Below are 18,308 nucleotides of genomic sequence, written 5' to 3'. Positions count from 1 at the left end.
GGTTGTTAGCAAGTCGCCTTAATGGCGCTAATATTACTGAAATAAAATCGATTGGCAATCTTGCAAATACATTTTTGGGATGAAGATATATTCATCTTAAGCTAAATTACCGAATTTGTTCATTTATGAAGCATTAATGAGGGCAATTTCTTGTGCTATTTGCCCCAATTGTTCTGCCGGATATTCAATACTGTCACTGTCTAATTGAGCGGATAAACGCTGAACCATCCACTTAACGTTATCATCTATCAAAATAGCCTGTTGTGCTTGTGCAATAAGCTCACGATGAAAACGTTTACGTAACTCTAGCGGCGTTTCGCGTTCAGGCACTACCCCTATCTGAATTTGTACTTCTGTCGGTTGCTCGAGATATTCCGATAACGCCTGTTGCAATTGTTCGATCGCCGTTTGAGCTGACAAATGTTTTTGATTGGGTTTCAATACCAACACCATGGGATTTGACAATGCTGAGCACACTGAGTTTACACCTAGTTGTCTAACCCTACCGCCAACAGACACATTCGTCATCACTTTATACCAATGCAAATCAACCTCATCACCTTGAATACTGTGTGGTTCAAATGCAGTAACCTCATGGGATTGAGTTGTTGCAGGTTCAGCACTCATGTTCAGCGGATTAGCCGCCAACGAACTTGTAGTGAGAGTGCTAGCAGGCTTTTGATGCTGATTATCGATTGGATGACTGTTTGTACTCGGTTGTTGAATAGTTGCTTCAACAGCAGGTTTGATATCCTCATTGATATCGGCAAACGTGTTAACTTGCTCATCCTCCTTAGGCTTAACCCAAGGCGGTCTATCATAATCGACTATTGCCTGCTCTTCCGTTACAGAGCTTGGCTTTGCCTCTACAGATCCAACAGATGATTCATTAGCCGCAGTAACGGGTGTCGATACCGGTTTTACTTTTCTAGGTGTAATGACTTTTGCGGGCTCTTTTTTGGCAAGTTCTTCTTTTAAATGCAATGCCCCTACATCCGCTATGAGTAAATCACGGCTAGCTAACACCTCATCAAGAAAGTCGTCTGCAGTATCCTCAGAACGAGTGAGTTCTTGATTAGTCCCATGGTCAATAATGTCAGAGTTTTGTTTATTCACAATATCACGACTATCATCGTTGATATTGTCAATGTCATCACTTATCCGTTGTGGCTTTTGTACAGCATCAGTAACGTTACCAATATTGTTAGCTTCAGTTGCCTCATTTAAAGCCGAAAAAGCCATATACTCGTCATGATCTAGTGGCTCATATTCCATTGATGCATCACCTGAGGTGTCATAATCCATAAAAGCATATGCACTTAGCGAATCATCAACATTGTCACTTTTTTCTGCGTCATTGGTGTTTGCAGTACTCACTGCAGATTGTTGTTCACTATTTTGATCAGAGGTTGGCTGGTTACCATGTTCAGTGCTGAGGTTCGCCGAAGCCGTTACATCAAGATTAGCTTCAGTCTTGGCATCTACATCTTTCGCATCGCTAGTCTCTTGATGCTCGGCTTGCTCAATGACATGATTAGCCTCTACTGCAGTAGCGGGTTCAGCCTGCACTACATCGCTTTGTGGCGATGAGCTGTTAAAGCCTAAGCTTTGTGCTTGACTCATGACCAAAGTTTGTTCGGCTACCAGTGAGGCGATAACAGATTCATCGTCGACAATATCACTATCTTGTTTCTCAAGATCTACCGTTGAAACAATTTTCACCGGCGCTGTGCTCGAAGAAGATGGAAGAGTGTCTACTTTAGATTGAAGAGCTGACTTTGGGCCTGTTTCATTGACCTCTTGCCCTGGAGGTGATGAATGATCAATAACGCTTAAATCAATATTAGCGGGTGTCGTTGTTACCCAACGCTTCACTTGTTTTTCTGGGGTAAAGGCTACAGCTCGAAGTAACGCCATTTCCAAGCCAGATTTAGGATCGGGAGCAAAGGGTAAATCTTTACGACCGTTAAGTAACATTTGGTAATAAAGCTGGACTTGTTCCGGCGCTAATTGCTGCGCGAACGCCAAAATTTGTTCACTAAACAACGATTGTTGTGCAGTAGCTGGCGCAAATTGCGTTAAGGTGATTTGATGTAATAGCTCTAATAAGCTGCGCAGTACTTCTTCTGCATCTGCACCAAATGCCAATACTTTGGCCACCGTCTGCATCAATGGCCCAACCTCGGCGTCACACAAGGCTTTTAATAACGCTAACACATGTTGTTCATCAATACTGCCCAACATGGTTTGCACTTGTGTAAGCATCACTTGACCACTGCCAAATGCTATCGCTTGATCCGTTAAACTGAGCGCATCACGCATACTGCCATTAGCCGCTTTAGCTAATAAACTCAGTGCTTGCTGCTCAAAGGGTAATTGTTCTTGGGTGATGACATATTCAAGTTGCTTGCTGATTTCATCTTGCGACAAACTTTTTAAATTGAACTGTAAGCAACGAGATAACACAGTAACAGGCAGTTTGTGCGGATCGGTAGTCGCTAATAAAAACTTAACATGCTCTGGAGGTTCTTCTAATGTCTTTAGCAGTGCGTTAAAACTGCTACGCGACAACATATGTACTTCATCAATTAAGTACACCTTAAAACGACCACGGGATGGACGGTACTGTACATTGTCGAGAAGTTCACGAGTATCGTCGACTTTGGTACGCGACGCCGCGTCAACTTCAATTAAATCGACAAAGCGACCTTGGGCAATTTCAATGCAACTAGAACATTTACCGCATGGATTAGCCGTTATACCCGTTTCACAATTGAGGCCTTTAGCAAATAAACGCGCCAAACTTGTTTTACCCACACCGCGGGTTCCAGTAAACAAATAAGCATGATGTAAACGTTGTTGACTCAATGCATTGGTTAATGCCATTAATACATGGGACTGACCAACCATTTGTTCAAATTTAGCTGGGCGCCATTTGCGGGCGAGTACTTGGTAAGACATGAAATTCCCCACAGAGAGCTATCGGGAGTCAATCCCTTTAAAGGGGTTAACAATAACATGCCAAAGGCTGGCATGCTATTGTTGAGCAAGCATTTGATAGCGTAAAATATAGTTAACTGCTTAATAAAATAGCAGTTTATTTTACATTAATTACTCGCCTTCAAACTCGCATAAACTTAACACTTCAATTCCCAAATTTTGTAAGCGCTTCTCGCCACCAATTTCTGGTAATGAGATAACAAATGCAGCATGACTCACTTCACCGCCTAATTGACGAATAAGTTTTACAGTCGCTTCAATCGTGCCACCTGTTGCTAATAAATCATCAATAACGAGCACTTTATCATTGGCATTTATCGCGTCGACATGAATTTCTAAAGTATCTTTACCGTATTCTAAATCATAGGTTTCGCTAATGGTTTTACGGGGTAATTTACCCGGTTTACGCACAGGGACAAAACCAACGCCTAACTCTAACGCGAGTGGTGCGCCAAATAAAAAACCACGCGCTTCAGTACCCACCACTTTGGTGAAACCTTTTGATTGATAATGAGCCACTAGAATCGCAATAGTCGCTTTATATGCTTCGGCATTTTCAAGTAAGCTGGTGACGTCACGGAACATGATGCCTGGGATTGGATAGTCAGGAATGGTTTTAATGCTCTGCTTAATAAGCGCTAAACTGTCTTGGTTCATCATAATGTAGTTAACTCTGTCTGAAAGTGATTACGCAATAAAAAAGTCCACGTTATGGGTGGACTCTGATAAAAAAATACTGGGGGGGGATCTTATGCCCGTTTAATCTCAGTTGCAACTAGCTTACTTTAACTGGCCGTTTATTATTCTAACTCTGGGATCCGCCACAAAAAAAACAATAATATAAGCATCATGCACAGCAACATAAACTTCACCCATATAATCGGCACTATCACAATACTGATAGCAAAACTTAAGCTACTCATTATCATGGCTTTGCGTTTTAAAGTTCGGCTTAGGGCACGTTTGGATTGCCACTGATGAATCCCTTCGGCAAACCATGGGTGATTGACTAACCATTGATGAAGACGATCATTTGAACGGGCAAAGCAAAACGCTGCCAATAAAATAAATGGCACTGTAGGTAATAAAGGCAGAGCAATGCCAATTAAGCCTAATACTAGGCTACATAACCCTATAATCAGAAAAAAACCACGTTTTACAGCCATGTGGGACCCTATATAAAACAAAAACCACTCTGTTTGAGTGGTTTCATCATACGTCATATTTGCACGTTAACCTGAAATAAATGTTAAATTAACCCTGCAAATTTCAACCATGCTAGCGTCGCGGGTAATGTTGGAATTAATAACACCAAAATAAAACCAAAAAGATAAAAAATGTTGAACGGGTCTTTAAACGGCTGACTCATGATTATTCCTAGTTAAGGTTATGCGACTACGGTATACCTGCGTTCCTCTGTATCAACTGTACACAGAAATGGGTCAAGCCCAATGTGAAGCAGATCACAAAAAGCGGCTTATTTTAGTCACATCTACACAAAATAAAAACCCTAAATTAAGTAAGCTTATTATTCAAAGACAGATGAGATCACAATTCCCTTTTGGGCAAATTGCTGCAATAAAGGTATACAACCAGCCAATAATGTCTCACGGGACATTTGCGGATAGTGTTCAGCTAACCATTCGATAATAGCATCTACCTTTACGCCTTGTGGTGAATCACTCATTTGTTCAATATAAGCCAACACTTGCGCACTTAACGGTGTGAGTTGTAAAAACGCCACTTCGTCATCAAGATCTCGATAGACACAAAAAAAGTTCGCTTGTGCTGTCGGCTCTATAGGTTGGTAGTCAACACTAATATGCTGAACATCAAAGGCATATTGCGCCACCTTAGCACAAGCGGCGAGGCATAGCTGATGGTTATTTAGATCATCAATATGAATTATCTGAGACGTTGGCGTATCTGGCGCGACTGCCACACACAACTCTAACCATTCATAATGTGCTAACTGCAACATAAAAACTGGATCATGTTCAGTTACTTGATATTCGTGTTGTAAAAAACCTAAAAACTCACCGGCAATTTCAACAAATATTGGTGTCTTACAATCATGCGTTACAAAAAATTGTTGTACTAAGGCCTGCCACTGTTCGTCTTGATACAAACTTTTCAGTACAGGAAATGCACTCGATACAAAACCTGCGATATTATTAAAAAACAATTCGCGATAGATTTTCATCCGTCTAGACTCAATACCCTCAGGTAATGGCAAACTAGGATCACGGATGTAGTCCATGAATTGTTGTTGTACTTCAATGAAACCCATTATGCTTTCCTCAATACAGACTGCGATGCTAGAGCATTTTGTTGATATTGATGAATTTGATTAATCTCATTAAGGAGTATTTCAGTTTTAGGAATATTAAAATCACGCTCAAGCAATGTCGGATGCACCCCATGTAATTGATAACACTGCTGCAATAAATCCCATACTGGATCGATAATATCCGCACCGTGAGTATCGACCATTAAGTCAACCTCTTCTTCATAGTGCCCTGCAATATGCAGATAAGCGATTCGTTTGGTAGGCATAGCGGTTAAGAAAGCTTTGGCATCGTATTGATGGTTAATTGAATTAACGTAAATGTTATTCACATCAAGCAATAATTTGCAGTTAGCCTCTTGCAGCACGGCATTGACAAATTCTTGTTCCGTCATTTGTGCGCCTGGCGCTGCATAAAATGACACATTCTCTAAAATAAATGGTCGTTCAAGTATATCTTCAACTAGTTTTATCCGCTTAGCAGTATGGATAACCGCATCGTCAGTAAATGGGATAGGCATCAAATCATACATATGGCCAGCGCCCGAACAATAACTTAAATGCTCTGAATAAACATCAATATTGTGCTCATCCAAAAAGCGTTTTACGTTTTGTACAAATTGAGTATCGAGCGTCTCTGGACTGCCAATGGATAACGAAAGCCCATGGCAGAAAAAAGTATGTTGTTCAGTTAATTGCTTAAATTGACGGCCAAACTTACCGCCTAATGTCATCCAATTTTCAGGTGCAACTTCGAAAAATTCAATGGCCGATGGCACCTGCTGACAAAATTCATCGAGCATTTCACGCCGAAGCCCTAATCCAACATTGGCTAAGCCATGAACATGATTTGTCGTCATAATGTGTATCCTTGAATTAATCAGTAATGCTAAAAATTAGCTAAAAGGCAGATAAAATTAAGGCCTGAATCTCAGGCCTTAATTGTGTCAGATAAGCCTAGGCATTATCAAATAGATGCAGCCAATTATTTATTGCCGCCACATTTACCTTCACCACACTTGCCTTCTTTAACTTTCTCTGCAGACTTTTTCATGTCGCCGCCGCACTTGCCTTCGCCACACTTACCTTCAACCGCTTTCTCTGCAGACTTTTTCATGTCGCCGCCGCACTTGCCTTCGCCACACTTACCTTCAACCGCTTTCTCTGCAGACTTTTTCATGTCGCCGCCGCATTTGCCTTCGCCACACTTACCTTCTGCCGCTTTTTCAGCAGACTTTTTCATGTCGCCGCCACATTTGCCTTCGCCACACTTACCTTCTCCGCCATCAATTTGATAACCAGAAGTTAATTGTTGAAAACCAAATGGGTTAGCTTCTACTTGAGCAGAAAAACCAGCAGTCATTACAACAGAACCTAATGCAACCGCTAAAGTAGTTTGTTTGATTGAATTCATAATAATTATCTTCCTATATCTTGATTGTGTATGGTGACCAACATCATTGCCGGCTTGGTTAAAGAGACCCGCAATAAGTAAATTTTATTGCAAATAAATTTAAAAAATGTGAAAAAAATCTATTTATTTAACATAAATACTTGCTAGATAAGCCCCAAAACTGACGCCACATATATTTAACACAATTACAACATAAGTGCTATCGATATGATTATTATTAATAATTTGTTTAGTTAATCGACAAAATAACTCGCATTGTCATTTAGTACTGATATCAGATAATAAACACGCTAAAATGGCCCACTTTTGACTTCAACAAGGTGTACTGTGCGCGTTATTTTAGCTCCAATGGAAGGTGTGGTTGATGACCATATGCGTGAAATATTATCTGCCATCAACCCATTTGACCTGGTTGTGACTGAATTTGTCAGGGTAGTCAATCAACTCATACCAGACAAAGTATTCTACAAATTATGTCCTGAGTTACATCATCAAGGCTTAACCGCATCTGGAACTCCAGTACGAGTACAGTTATTAGGCCAAGAACCTGAATGGATGGCACAAAATGCCGTAAGAGCTGTAGAGCTAGGTTCAAATGGCGTTGATGCAAACTTTGGCTGTCCAGCCAAAACCGTCAATAAAAGCAAAGGCGGCGCCGTATTGCTGCAGTATCCAGATAATATTTACAATATCGTCAAAGCCATGCGCGATGCCGTGCCATCTGAACACCCTGTTACCGCCAAAATCCGTTTAGGCTACGAAGATAAGTCATTATTTATGGAAAATGCCTTAGCAGTGTACGAAGCTGGCGCAACTGAACTTGCGATCCATGCGCGCAGTAAAACCGACGGTTACAAACCACCGGCTTATTGGGAGTACATTACTGAAGTGAGACAACGATTACCGATCCCTGTTATTGCTAATGGAGAGATCTGGAATGTGGCTGATGCACAGCGTTGTATCGATATTACCGGTTGTGACAGTGTGATGATTGGTCGCGGCGCCATATCGCTACCTAATTTAGGGGATACCATTAAAACAGGAGCAACCCCATTCAGTTGGCAACAAACCCTAAGCTTACTAATCGACTACACCGACAAAGAACTGAATGGACGTAAGTCTGACTATTACCCCTCACGGATTAAACAGTGGTTTAGTTACTTGAACCGCCAATATCCAGAAGCAGATACATTATTTAGAGAGTTAAGAGTATTTAAAACCACTGAAGAGATAGTTAAAGTAATACAGCACGCCCACCGAACAATAAACGAAGGCTAACATTCTGTTAACGTAACAGCCTTAGAATCCGATTAAGGCTGATATAAAATAAACCATCAACTTTTTGCTGCGCTGTGATTAATGCTAGCCATACACAGCAACAGTTTCATTGTGTTTTTTTAGCTTAGAAATACTCAATCTCCCCCTGTGTCAGGATGGTTAGAACACAATGCTAAACTAAACTTTTAGCTGAAATAAGGTCTAACTAAAATGAAATTAACATGGTTAACCTTGTCAGGGTTGAATAAACCATAAATTATTATTTATCTTTTTATCGCAGAAATCTTATTGAGAATTGATCTTCATCATAACGTCTGACTTTTTTGTGCCTAGAATAGAATTTATACATTGGTTTAGACAGTTGAAGGTTATCTCAGTTGCACAATACTCAAGACACATTGCATGAACTTGAACAACTCGAACGTATTTTGAGATGTGAATTAATGCAACTTATCAAGAAGCCATTACAAGCCACTGATGTTGCTCATATCTCTATGAAAACGCCTCTTGGGAACGTTATTGACTACTTGTCACAAATCAAACTATCCAATACCGATACTTTCTCTAAGCTAATGCGGCTCGAAGCGGCTTATTGTCAACTTGAACTCGGTCTCTATGGCATTTGTTCCGATTGTGAGATGGACATAGAACCGTCACGCTTAATCGCCGATCCCACCGAGCAACGTTGTGCTCAATGTGAACAAAAATTCCTTAGTGAACATAGACATGAGTTACGTTTAAATCACTAGCGAGATTTCATCATAATACTACTCACCCAACTGCTAATTTATTCAACTCATATTTTATTCAATTTTTATTACTCAGAAGTAAATTCATTTAATTGTCTAGTCCTGAGATAAGTCTCCAATGTGTCAACTTATCTCAGTACGGGACACGTAACCATGTTAGGACGGTACTTCTCCCTTGAATTCCATAGTGGTCTTGAGCTTGCTTATACGTTAGCTCGCCTTTTTCTACTTGACTAACAACCGCTAATTTAAAGCCTAATGTGTAATCTCGTTGAGTACGTTTTATATTGATTGATACTGAAGGTTTCATAGATAAGTCTCCAATGTGTCAACTTATCTCAGGACGGGACACATCGATAAAAAAAGCCGGCTAATTAATTAGCCGGCTTTTTTATTAACAACAAATGTTAGATTAGAACTTCACACTTGCACGAACGAAGAAGTAACGACCTAATACATCATAAGTATAAGGATCGGTATTTGAATCTAAGTTACCAGTGTAGTAAGGAGGTTCTTTATCAAAGATATTGTTAACACCACCAGATAGACGAACAGTTTCGGTTAAATCATAAGAACCTGAAAGGTCATGATACACGATACTATCTACTGAAGGAGCATAGCACTCTGAAGGATCATCCTTACAAGCTAATGAATCCATGCCATCAATATAACGAATTTCGTAGGTAGCACTCCAATCATCACCACTGGCTGTTAGGTCAAGGTTTGTTTTGATTTTAGCATAGGCACCAACATTACCCGTTACATAGCCACGATAATCAGTTACATTGCCGTCTTGATCAAACTCTTCATACTTATCTAAAATTGAAGTATCTAAGTTTGCTTTCCAGCTAAGTCCTGCAGCATCAAATACATACGCTATGTTGATATCATAACCAGCTGTATTAGTTTCACCAATATTTTGTAAACCGTTATCAAAACTGATACGTCCAGTAGCATCAATTTCAATATTTGAGGCTTGACACAATGCAGTATCAGTGTTGATTTTAGCACCGTTTGCATCTAAACATTGATTAGCCACATAATTAGAATCAACCGCGGTAATAGTGTTAGAAATATCAATTTTATAGTAATCAAGTGTTAACGATAAACCCTCTACAAAACTAGGAGAGTAAACCAATCCAAGTGTTGTAATATCAGCTTCTTCAGGTGTTAACAATTCATTACCACCAACAGTCACTTCAGCTTGAGTTTGATCGCTTGCAGGATGAACAATTTGATCGAACGATGGAGAAGCACCACCGAATAATTCATTAACTGTTGGCGCTCGGAATGCAGTAGAACGACCACCACGGAACATTAAGTCATCAGTCATGCGCCATGTTAAGCCCAATTTCCATGTTGTATCATCACCAAATGTATTGTAATCGAAATAACGCATTGCAGCGCTCAAATCAACTTGTTGTGCAAATGGTAAATCACTTAATAATGGAATAGCTAATTCTGCATATACTTCATCAACTTGAAAACTACCAGCCGTAGCTTCAACACGTGGGTCATTAGCAAGACCTTGTGCTGTCAATGAATCAGGAGTGTAATGAGCAGACTCTTCACGGTGCTCAACACCCGCAGCAAAACCTAATACACCAGCCGGTAAATCAGCAATATCACCAGAAAGTGTTGCAGCAAAGATGTCTAGTTCACTACCACCACTATTAACTTCAGTGTAGATGTAAGGAGCAATGCTATCACCTTCCCAAGAAGACTGTAGGAATGGATCAAAAGTGCCCTCTAATACTGCATCATCAATTGAACCTAAGTTGTGAAGATTTGCAAGGGTATCAACAGAATCGTTTTTACCTTTGTTATATGAAGCATCCCAAGTCCAACCGTTGTCGAACTCACCTTCTAAACCAATTACAATACGAACAGTATCAACTACTTGACTAAAGTTACGTGTACCAGACTCAACCATACGACGGCCATAACTCACTTCCTCACCAGCTGCAATCCAAGGAAGTAAATCATCAGTCATAAATCCACCAGCTGATTCTGGTTCATATGTCCAAGTTGAACTATTCCAAATAGGTTGCGGTGCCATTTGTTGTGATGACCAACGCTTTGAGTACATTGCTTCAGAGAAGAATGTCATGCTGTCTGACAACTCATATGAACCAGCAAGACTTAAGTTAATACGTTCCATTGGTGTAGATAAATAACTGTCTTTGGAATAGTTATATTTATCTTCATTAGTATACTCGTGATATTCACCACCGAGACCACTTAGTTCAGCGGTTTCACCCCAAATATGTCCACCTTCACTGTATGAACTACCACCACAATATAATTCTATGCTGCCAGCGTCACCTGTTTCAGATATAGGACAGTCAGAAAAATCACGGTCTGCTTGGCTTGCATCACCACGATTCGTGTACTGGGCATTAATAACAACGTTACCTTTGTCGAACGTGTTACCCATAGTGAAATCAAGACTTGTTTCGTCTGCGTCACCTTGTCCACTCATACCCGTTTGAACATTCATTTCTAAACCGTCAAAATCACGTTTTAGAATAATGTTAACCACACCAGCTATAGCATCTGTACCATAAACAGCAGAAGCACCGTCTTTTAATATTTCAACACGTTGGATCATTGATACAGGAATTGTATTCAAATCTACTGTTGATGCAGCACCTGTACCAGATGCAATCATACGGCGACCGTTGACTAATACTAGTGTACGGTTACTACCTAAACCACGAAGGTTGATAGATGTATCACCACCAGAACCATTGTTTACGGCTGCGTTAGTCATCGCGCCGCCAGTAGAGGTCATTTGCTGTAAAATATCATCGATAGACGTTGCGCCAGAAGAAAGAATTGCTGAAGCATCAATTACACTTACAGGGCTAGCGGTTTCCATATCTGCACGCTTAATACGTGAACCTGTTACTTCTATTCTTTCAACTTTCTGAACTTGTTCTTCTGCTGAAACAGCAGCTGAAGCGAATAAGCCGGTTGTCACGACACTTGTTGTTGCTACAGCTAATAGACTACGACGAATAGCCTTAGCGGTTAATGTTACTGAACTCATGGATAATCTCCCTATGACTTATATAAAACACATACAAGTAATTATAATTTTTATATGGATAATTGGTGAAACCAATTATCGAGCACCATTATTAATGAATAAAAAACATTTAGTCAATATAGGCAACATGTAAACAACATATAACACAAAGCTTAGTTGCAAAATTAATTTGACTTGCAAATAACCACCATAAATCAAAGGCTTACAATTAATGGCGAAGAAAGCAAGAATAAATAGACTCAACAAAATGTTAAAACAAACGAATAATACACCAAATAAAAACAAAAAACACACAAAAAAATCACATACAAGGATTTAAGTTAACGTAAGTAAAGCAATATAAAAACAACAACCTATAAATAAAAACATTAATAAAATTTTAATATTTTAAAAAAAAATCTGATTGTCGCAAAAACAACCACAATCACATTTCGAAATTACTGATTATTTATTCAATAATTATCTAAATAAGATTAATAAAGCAATATATATTCAGTAATGAAGTAGTAATTTCACTTTCTCAACACAATGTTTGTGCATAAACAACGACTAATACAGCTCTATTTCATTTAAATTTAGCCTTATTCAGACTGAGATCTGCGTCATATTTCATAAATTCTTAACAACACTCATTACAGCAGCAATGTTAATGAAATGTAGCTTATGATAGTGACCAATGAATCTCACCAATGCCCCCTCACCCCACAATAGATTTCACTAACCATTGTGAATATAAAGATAAATTATCAAACTATATCTTATGCATTCCCTTTTTTGTAGAACAGAATCAAGTAATAATCATTCCTGTTTCATGATAACTGGAGCCACAATGTGTGAAGTTCTGTATTGATGATAATCAGGGTATAAATTAATCAATGATAAACATAGGAATAAGCATTTATAAAGCAGAAGGAACAATGGCACCAAAGACAAAAGTATCGATAAAGTACACTATTACAGTAAATATCTTTTCATTGGGTATGTGCAGATCTTAGCAAACAGAGGGGCTGGACTATGTCTCTATTGATTTAGAGATCTAATGTAAATGAGTATTTTAATAAAATATAATCAACACTCAACATTTCTAGCCCAATTACCTCATAAAAATGATGTTGTTTTTCTACTACGCGGCAGTATGTTCGAATAAGCATCTTAGCTGTTAAACTTAACACTGTGATGTAAAACTTTTTAAAAGATCATTAACGCTTAAAGGATGTAGATTTAGCATCAGGTAAAATATAAGGTAAAGTAACTTCCAACAATTCAATAGCAAAAATAAGCTATAGTCCTTAGTTGCTCTGCAAAAAACGATCTTGCGTATGGAGGCTCTAAACCGGTTTGTAAACCCTTTGAACCTATTCCAAAGGGATGTGTTTACCATAAATAACAATATGTGGTAATAACGAGATCCAGCAGTAATGTACAACGGTCATAATCTTCTGACATAGAAATAGGCCACAACAATTGTTGTGGCCTATCATGAAACATCAAAAAATTGTACGAATAAGGACTATTTGTGTTAGCAGCCAGATAGAAATTTACTGCAATAGACTGCGCAAATTAATCACACTGCCTTATTTGTTAAGATACAACTGCACTTTAGTTTAGAACTTAACGGTTACGCCACCGTAATACTGGCGACCAATAGTGTCATACACTTCTGGTACAGTACCACCGTCACTACCATTAGATACACTTGATGGCTCTTCGTCAGTGATATTTTTAACACCAGCACTTAAGGTAATCATATCAGTAACATAATAAGTACCAGCTAAGTTATGATAAAGAATGGCGTCAACGTCATCACCAGTACTCAAGTCTTCCATTTGACCAATATAACGGTTTGAGTAGATAATATTCCAACTGTCTTGACCGGCTTGGATATTAAAGTTATTACGAACTTCAGCGTAAGCACCAAAGTTACCATCAATCATATTGGTATAATCGATACCTTCTTGCTCGAAGTTTAATAGGTAAGTGGTATCATTGTTAATTTTCCAGTCCAGTGATAAAGCAGCAAAGTGATAGGCTAAGTTAAAGTCTATACCGCTAGTATCTTGACTACCTACGTTCGTTAAAGTGCTTGTTAAGTCAGATAAATCACCATTTGAACCAATGTTAAAGGTTTCACAAGCAGAGTCAGAAGCATCGGCATAGCATGCATCAAGTCCGGCTTGAACGTCTAAATAAGTGATTGCATTTTTCACTTTAAAACGCCAGTAATCAAGTGTTAACGATAAACCATCAACATAACTTGGCGAATAAACTAAACCTGCAGTGTAAGAGTCTGACTCTTCAGCTTCTAAGTCTTCATCAGAGGTATAACGCACTAGAATTTGAGGATCTTGTTCATTACCCCAAGGATCTGTTAAATAATCGTAAGAACCTGAGTCCCCACCGAATAACTCACTAATGCTAGGCGCGCGGAAACCTGTTGCAGCAACTGCACGAAGCATTAAATCATCAGTTGCTTCATATGTTAAACCCACTTTCCAAGTAGACGCTTTACCAAATGTGGAGTAATCATCATAACGAAGAGCAAATTCTCCGGTTAATTTTTCAGTGAAAGGTACACTAACCTCTTCAAACACGGAAAATACATCGTAATTGCCGCTCGTTGCATCTTGTTGTGCTGCCGTACTGTCACCAGCAATAGTTATTTCATCTGGATTATAATAACCACTTTCATAACGGTATTCTGCACCAATTGCAAAAGCTACAGCACCTGCACTTACGTCAAATAATTCACCATTTAAGCCTGCAGAAACAACATTTAATTCATTACCTCCATTCGAATTATCGGTATAACTTATGTCATTAACAATGGCATCCGTTAATGAATCACCACTGAACCATGCATCTTGATTAGCATAAACTGATTCAGACAAAAGGGTTGCATTGATTGAATTATCAATACTCGAATCGGCTTTGTTCTTACCGTAGGTATAATTGATATCCCAATTCATGCCAGTGTTGATATCAAGCTCACCTGCGAGGCCTGCTGATATACGGTATGTGTCGGTGTCTTGAGAATAGATTCGAGGACCTGCATCCGTTATACGACGACGATATTCAACACGACCAGTATCATCAGCAGCAATGCCACCATCGGTCATTGCATCGGTAAGTGTTACACAAGAACTGTCAGTATCAGTGTCACATACATCTAACATTACGGATGCAGGCTGTGGCGCGAGTTGTTGGTTAGATTTACGTTTAGTGTAAAGTGCATCAGCAGTTAACACTAAGTTATTGTCCAACTCTTGAACCATGTTAGCAAACAAACTATAGCGTTCATTAGGTGTTTGGTAATAACTGCTAGTGGTGTAATCGTATCCAGTTGTACGATCAACCCACTCACCAGCATCGTTTTGAACCATACCATCTAAAGAACCTGTAGGTATAAAAGAACTATAACCAGGTTCAGTCCAGCTACGATCTGATTGAATAACACTTTCACGTTTAGAATATGCTGCACCAAATGTGTAATTACCGCCATCAGTGTTAAAACCGTATAAACCACTGATTTCGCCAGTTTCACCATCGTTTTCGCTGCTGGTACTACCGTTAAGATCTAATTGAAAACCATCGAAATCTTTCTTGGTAATAATATTAACAACACCAGCAATTGCATCAGAACCGTATACTGCTGATGCACCATCTTTTAAAATTTCAACACGAGAGATCATCGCAACAGGAATAGAGTTCAAATCAACAGAACTATCAGCACCTGAACCAGAGTTAACCATACGACGGCCATTTAACAACACTAACGTACGTTGTGAACCCATACCGCGTAAATCGACCTGTGCGACACCATCAGATCCATTATTGGAACTTGAACCTAGAGCGGCACCAGCCATTGACGTTTGAGCTTGAAGTAATTGGTCAACTGAAGTGAAACCTTCAGCGCGAATGGCTTCAGCAGAAATGATGGTTACTGGAGAAGCTGTTTCCATGTCTTGACGTTGAATACGAGAACCGGTGACTTCGATTCTTTCAACTTTCTCGTCATCTGCTGCAAATGCTAATGAAGAAAATAAACCTGTTGTCACTACACTTGTTGCTGCTACAACCAATAAACTGCGACGAACAGCCTTAGCGGTTAATGTTACTGATATCATGAATAACTCCCTATAACTTGGAATAAAATAAAACAAGTCGTTATATTTTTTAATTATAAATAATTGCTGAACGCTAATTATTGGGAAACATTATTAATGATAAAAAAACCTTTAGTCAATAAGGGCAACAAGTAAACAACACCACATCAATCCCAAACAAAGATAATTAATTTGACAATAATTATCTCTACACCAATCAATAACATAGCAAATTTAATGACAATTCTTTAATTAACTTTACTTTCAACGATAAAATATTAGACAGATATTAAACATATACAGTTAAATATTTTAATAATTAGACACATTAATAAATCATAAATAGAACATAAGATTAAATAGACTCACAATTTAAAACAATTACTCATAAAATTTACATTTAATAAAATTATAATATTAAAAAAATTTTAATTTTATTCATAAAAACATACGGAATAAGACCACAACTTACTTGATTATTTATTTATTAAATATAGATTTTTACCATCAAATGCTATTCCAAATCGCTAGTTGAGACTTTTTTATGGGAGCTGATACATCTAACAAAATTGAAAATATTGTTTACTTTCCGTACTACACAAGTGGCATTTCAAAGAATTATAAAAGTTAGCTTGATTAACGATAAAACATAACCTCAACAACAAGCGCTTGATAGATAATGTTAAATCTATGTCTTTCAAAGCAGAAATAATTTGAACAGATGAGAGTTACTTCTACATTGCTAGTAAGCTAATTTAGAAAGATGAACACCGAACAAAGAAGCACAAAAAAAGGAGCCGAGGCTCCTTTTTTATCAACTTACAGCAATAATTAACGAGTGCGTGGGCACACTTCGTCAGCGCTGAAGAAGTAAGCTATTTCACGTGCTGCTGATTCAACTGCATCAGAACCGTGAACTGCGTTTTCGTCGATGCTTGCAGCATAGTCAGCACGTAAAGTGCCACGAGCAGCTTCAGCAGGGTTAGTTGCGCCCATGATTTCACGATTAGCTAAAACAGCGTTTTCGCCTTCTAACACTTGAACCATTACTGGACCAGACGTCATGAAAGAAACTAAAGCACCAAAGAAAGGACGTGCGCTATGTTCAGCGTAGAAACCTTCAGCTTGCTCTTTAGACAGGTGTACCATTTTAGACGCGATGATCTTAAGACCAGCGGTTTCAAAACGGTTGTAGATAGCGCCAATGTGGTTTTTAGCAACTGCATCTGGCTTGATAATAGAAAATGTGCGTTCGATGGTCATAACTAGCTTCCTTAATGTGAGCAAGTTTTAAAAAATTCGCGCGGATTATACGTAATTTAAGTGTATATTCCTAGCCTTATCCGCACTCGTCAGTATATTTCATCATTTAATTGCGTCACATTTATTAATATGGCGTAATTTATGCTTTATGTGATTGAAGATAGAGCTTATTGCCTAAGGTCTCGACTTAACAGCCTTATCTATATTCTTTTCCATGAAGCATATAATGGCGTCGGCTACATCCTTCTGAGTGGCTTTTTCAATGCCTTCTAAACCAGGGGATGAGTTTACTTCCATCACAACTGGACCATGGTTAGATCGTAATAAATCAACCCCAGCGATATTTAATCCCATTGTTTTTGCAGCACGAAGCGCGACTGAACGCTCCTCTGGAGATAGTTTAACAAGCGTTGCGCTACCACCACGGTGTAAGTTAGAGCGAAATTCACCGGGTTTAGCTTGGCGCTTCATCGCAGCAATTACTTTATCCCCTAGCACAAAACAACGAATATCCGCACCTTGCGCTTCTGCAATATACTCTTGCACCATAATATTGGCTTTTAAGCCCATAAAGGCTTCAAGCACGCTCTCTGCCGCTTTTCGAGTTTCAGCTAATACTACGCCTATACCTTGAGTACCTTCTAACAATTTAACCACTAATGGCGCGCCGCCGACCATATCAATCAAATCAGGAATATCACTGGGTTTGTTGGCAAAACCAGTAATCGGTAAACCAATGCCTTGTCGTGACAAAAGTTGCATTGAACGTAACTTGTCTCGTGAACGCGCAATCCCAATTGAACCATTAACCGCATATACACCCATCATTTCAAATTGGCGTAGTACAGCTGAACCATAAAAAGTCACAGAGGCACCAATTCGCGGGATCACCGCATCAAAATGGCCTAAGTTTTTACCCGCCATATGAATACTCGGTTTGGTCATATTGATATTCATATAACACTTTAGTGGGTTGATAACCTTGACTTCATGTCCTCGGGCAACGGCTGCCTCAACTAAACGTCGAGTAGAATATAATTGCGGGCCTTGAGACAGTATTGCGATGCGCACAGAGTGCTCCAAAATTGTAATTTTCCGGCATCATACTCTGAGTTTTTTTTAAATCAATAACTGGAATGAACACAAATAAAAAAAGAGTCAA

General features: G+C 38.9%; 12 protein-coding genes and 1 pseudogene. 2 read left to right on the top strand and 11 right to left on the bottom strand.

Annotated features, from left to right (window positions below; translation table 11 throughout):
• Positions 1 to 123 precede the first annotated feature (123 nt).
• From dnaX to FH971_RS07755, 6 genes are all read right to left on the bottom strand, one after another.
• Positions 124 to 2,961 carry a DNA polymerase III subunit gamma/tau gene (gene dnaX / locus FH971_RS07785; RefSeq protein WP_140233925.1) on the bottom strand — a complete coding sequence of 946 codons (2,838 nt, stop codon included), beginning with the start codon at positions 2,959 to 2,961 and terminating at the stop codon, positions 124 to 126.
• Between the two features lie 150 nt (positions 2,962 to 3,111).
• Positions 3,112 to 3,663 carry an adenine phosphoribosyltransferase gene (gene apt / locus FH971_RS07780; protein WP_137221268.1) on the bottom strand — a complete coding sequence of 184 codons (552 nt, stop codon included), beginning with the start codon at positions 3,661 to 3,663 and terminating at the stop codon, positions 3,112 to 3,114.
• Between the two features lie 137 nt (positions 3,664 to 3,800).
• Positions 3,801 to 4,166, bottom strand: a complete 366-nt coding sequence (locus FH971_RS07775) for a YbaN family protein (protein WP_137221270.1) — start codon at positions 4,164 to 4,166, stop codon at positions 3,801 to 3,803.
• A gap of 362 nt (positions 4,167 to 4,528) precedes the next feature.
• Positions 4,529 to 5,290, bottom strand: a complete 762-nt coding sequence (locus FH971_RS07765) for an HvfC family RiPP maturation protein (protein ID WP_140233924.1) — start codon at positions 5,288 to 5,290, stop codon at positions 4,529 to 4,531.
• Complete coding sequence (locus FH971_RS07760; RefSeq protein WP_140233923.1) at positions 5,290 to 6,147, bottom strand: HvfB family MNIO-type RiPP peptide maturase; 858 nt, start codon at positions 6,145 to 6,147, stop codon at positions 5,290 to 5,292. Before FH971_RS07760 ends, FH971_RS07765 begins: the two co-directional genes overlap by 1 nt.
• Before the next feature lie 125 nt (positions 6,148 to 6,272).
• Entirely contained in the window at positions 6,273 to 6,701 is a 429-nt protein-coding gene (locus tag FH971_RS07755) for an HvfA family oxazolone/thioamide-modified RiPP metallophore (RefSeq protein WP_140233922.1), read from the bottom strand.
• A gap of 327 nt (positions 6,702 to 7,028) precedes the next feature.
• On the opposite strand from FH971_RS07755, the gene dusC reads away from it, so the two are divergent.
• Positions 7,029 to 7,979, top strand: coding sequence for a tRNA dihydrouridine(16) synthase DusC (gene dusC, locus FH971_RS07750; RefSeq protein WP_140233921.1), 951 nt, complete (start codon positions 7,029 to 7,031; stop codon positions 7,977 to 7,979).
• Positions 7,980 to 8,356: 377 nt separating this feature from the next.
• Positions 8,357 to 8,728: a TraR/DksA C4-type zinc finger protein gene (locus FH971_RS07745; RefSeq protein ID WP_240778455.1), complete on the top strand. Its 372-nt coding sequence runs from the start codon at positions 8,357 to 8,359 to the stop codon at positions 8,726 to 8,728.
• 145 nt (positions 8,729 to 8,873) lie between these two features.
• On the opposite strand, the pseudogene FH971_RS07740 reads toward FH971_RS07745, so the two are convergent.
• The 5 genes and pseudogenes from FH971_RS07740 to rimK all read right to left on the bottom strand — a co-directional run.
• Positions 8,874 to 9,038: pseudogene (locus FH971_RS07740) on the bottom strand (IS3 family transposase); the annotation flags it as partial.
• A gap of 102 nt (positions 9,039 to 9,140) precedes the next feature.
• Entirely contained in the window at positions 9,141 to 11,780 is a 2,640-nt protein-coding gene (locus FH971_RS07735) for a TonB-dependent receptor (protein ID WP_140233920.1), read from the bottom strand.
• 1,604 nt (positions 11,781 to 13,384) lie between these two features.
• A complete protein-coding gene (locus tag FH971_RS07730) occupies positions 13,385 to 15,904 on the bottom strand; it encodes a TonB-dependent receptor plug domain-containing protein (protein WP_140233919.1) in 2,520 nt (839 codons plus the stop codon).
• 810 nt (positions 15,905 to 16,714) lie between these two features.
• Positions 16,715 to 17,146 carry a nucleoside-diphosphate kinase gene (gene ndk, locus FH971_RS07725; protein WP_137221284.1) on the bottom strand — a complete coding sequence of 144 codons (432 nt, stop codon included), beginning with the start codon at positions 17,144 to 17,146 and terminating at the stop codon, positions 16,715 to 16,717.
• A gap of 174 nt (positions 17,147 to 17,320) precedes the next feature.
• On the bottom strand, positions 17,321 to 18,217 hold the full coding sequence (rimK, locus tag FH971_RS07720) for a 30S ribosomal protein S6--L-glutamate ligase (protein WP_137221286.1): 897 nt from the start codon (positions 18,215 to 18,217) through the stop codon (positions 17,321 to 17,323).
• Positions 18,218 to 18,308: the final 91 nt, after the last annotated feature.

The organism is Shewanella polaris (assembly GCF_006385555.1).
Classification (GTDB): Bacteria; Pseudomonadota; Gammaproteobacteria; order Enterobacterales; family Shewanellaceae; genus Shewanella; species Shewanella polaris.
Note: the sequence above shows the minus strand (reverse complement) of the source record. Positions and strands in the feature narration are given on the sequence as shown.

What these genes read in the sequence shown, in the direction of transcription:
- ndk (WP_137221284.1), bottom strand. Translation starts at nt 17,146, where the DNA reads ATGACCATCGAACGCACATTTTCTATTATCAAGCCAGATGCAGTTGCT.
- FH971_RS07755 (WP_140233922.1), bottom strand. Translation starts at nt 6,701, where the DNA reads ATGAATTCAATCAAACAAACTACTTTAGCGGTTGCATTAGGTTCTGTT.
- FH971_RS07765 (WP_140233924.1), bottom strand. Translation starts at nt 5,290, where the DNA reads ATGGGTTTCATTGAAGTACAACAACAATTCATGGACTACATCCGTGAT.
- FH971_RS07775 (WP_137221270.1), bottom strand. Translation starts at nt 4,166, where the DNA reads ATGGCTGTAAAACGTGGTTTTTTTCTGATTATAGGGTTATGTAGCCTA.
- FH971_RS07730 (WP_140233919.1), bottom strand. Translation starts at nt 15,904, where the DNA reads ATGATATCAGTAACATTAACCGCTAAGGCTGTTCGTCGCAGTTTATTG.
- dnaX (WP_140233925.1), bottom strand. Translation starts at nt 2,961, where the DNA reads ATGTCTTACCAAGTACTCGCCCGCAAATGGCGCCCAGCTAAATTTGAA.
- FH971_RS07735 (WP_140233920.1), bottom strand. Translation starts at nt 11,780, where the DNA reads ATGAGTTCAGTAACATTAACCGCTAAGGCTATTCGTCGTAGTCTATTA.
- FH971_RS07760 (WP_140233923.1), bottom strand. Translation starts at nt 6,147, where the DNA reads ATGACGACAAATCATGTTCATGGCTTAGCCAATGTTGGATTAGGGCTT.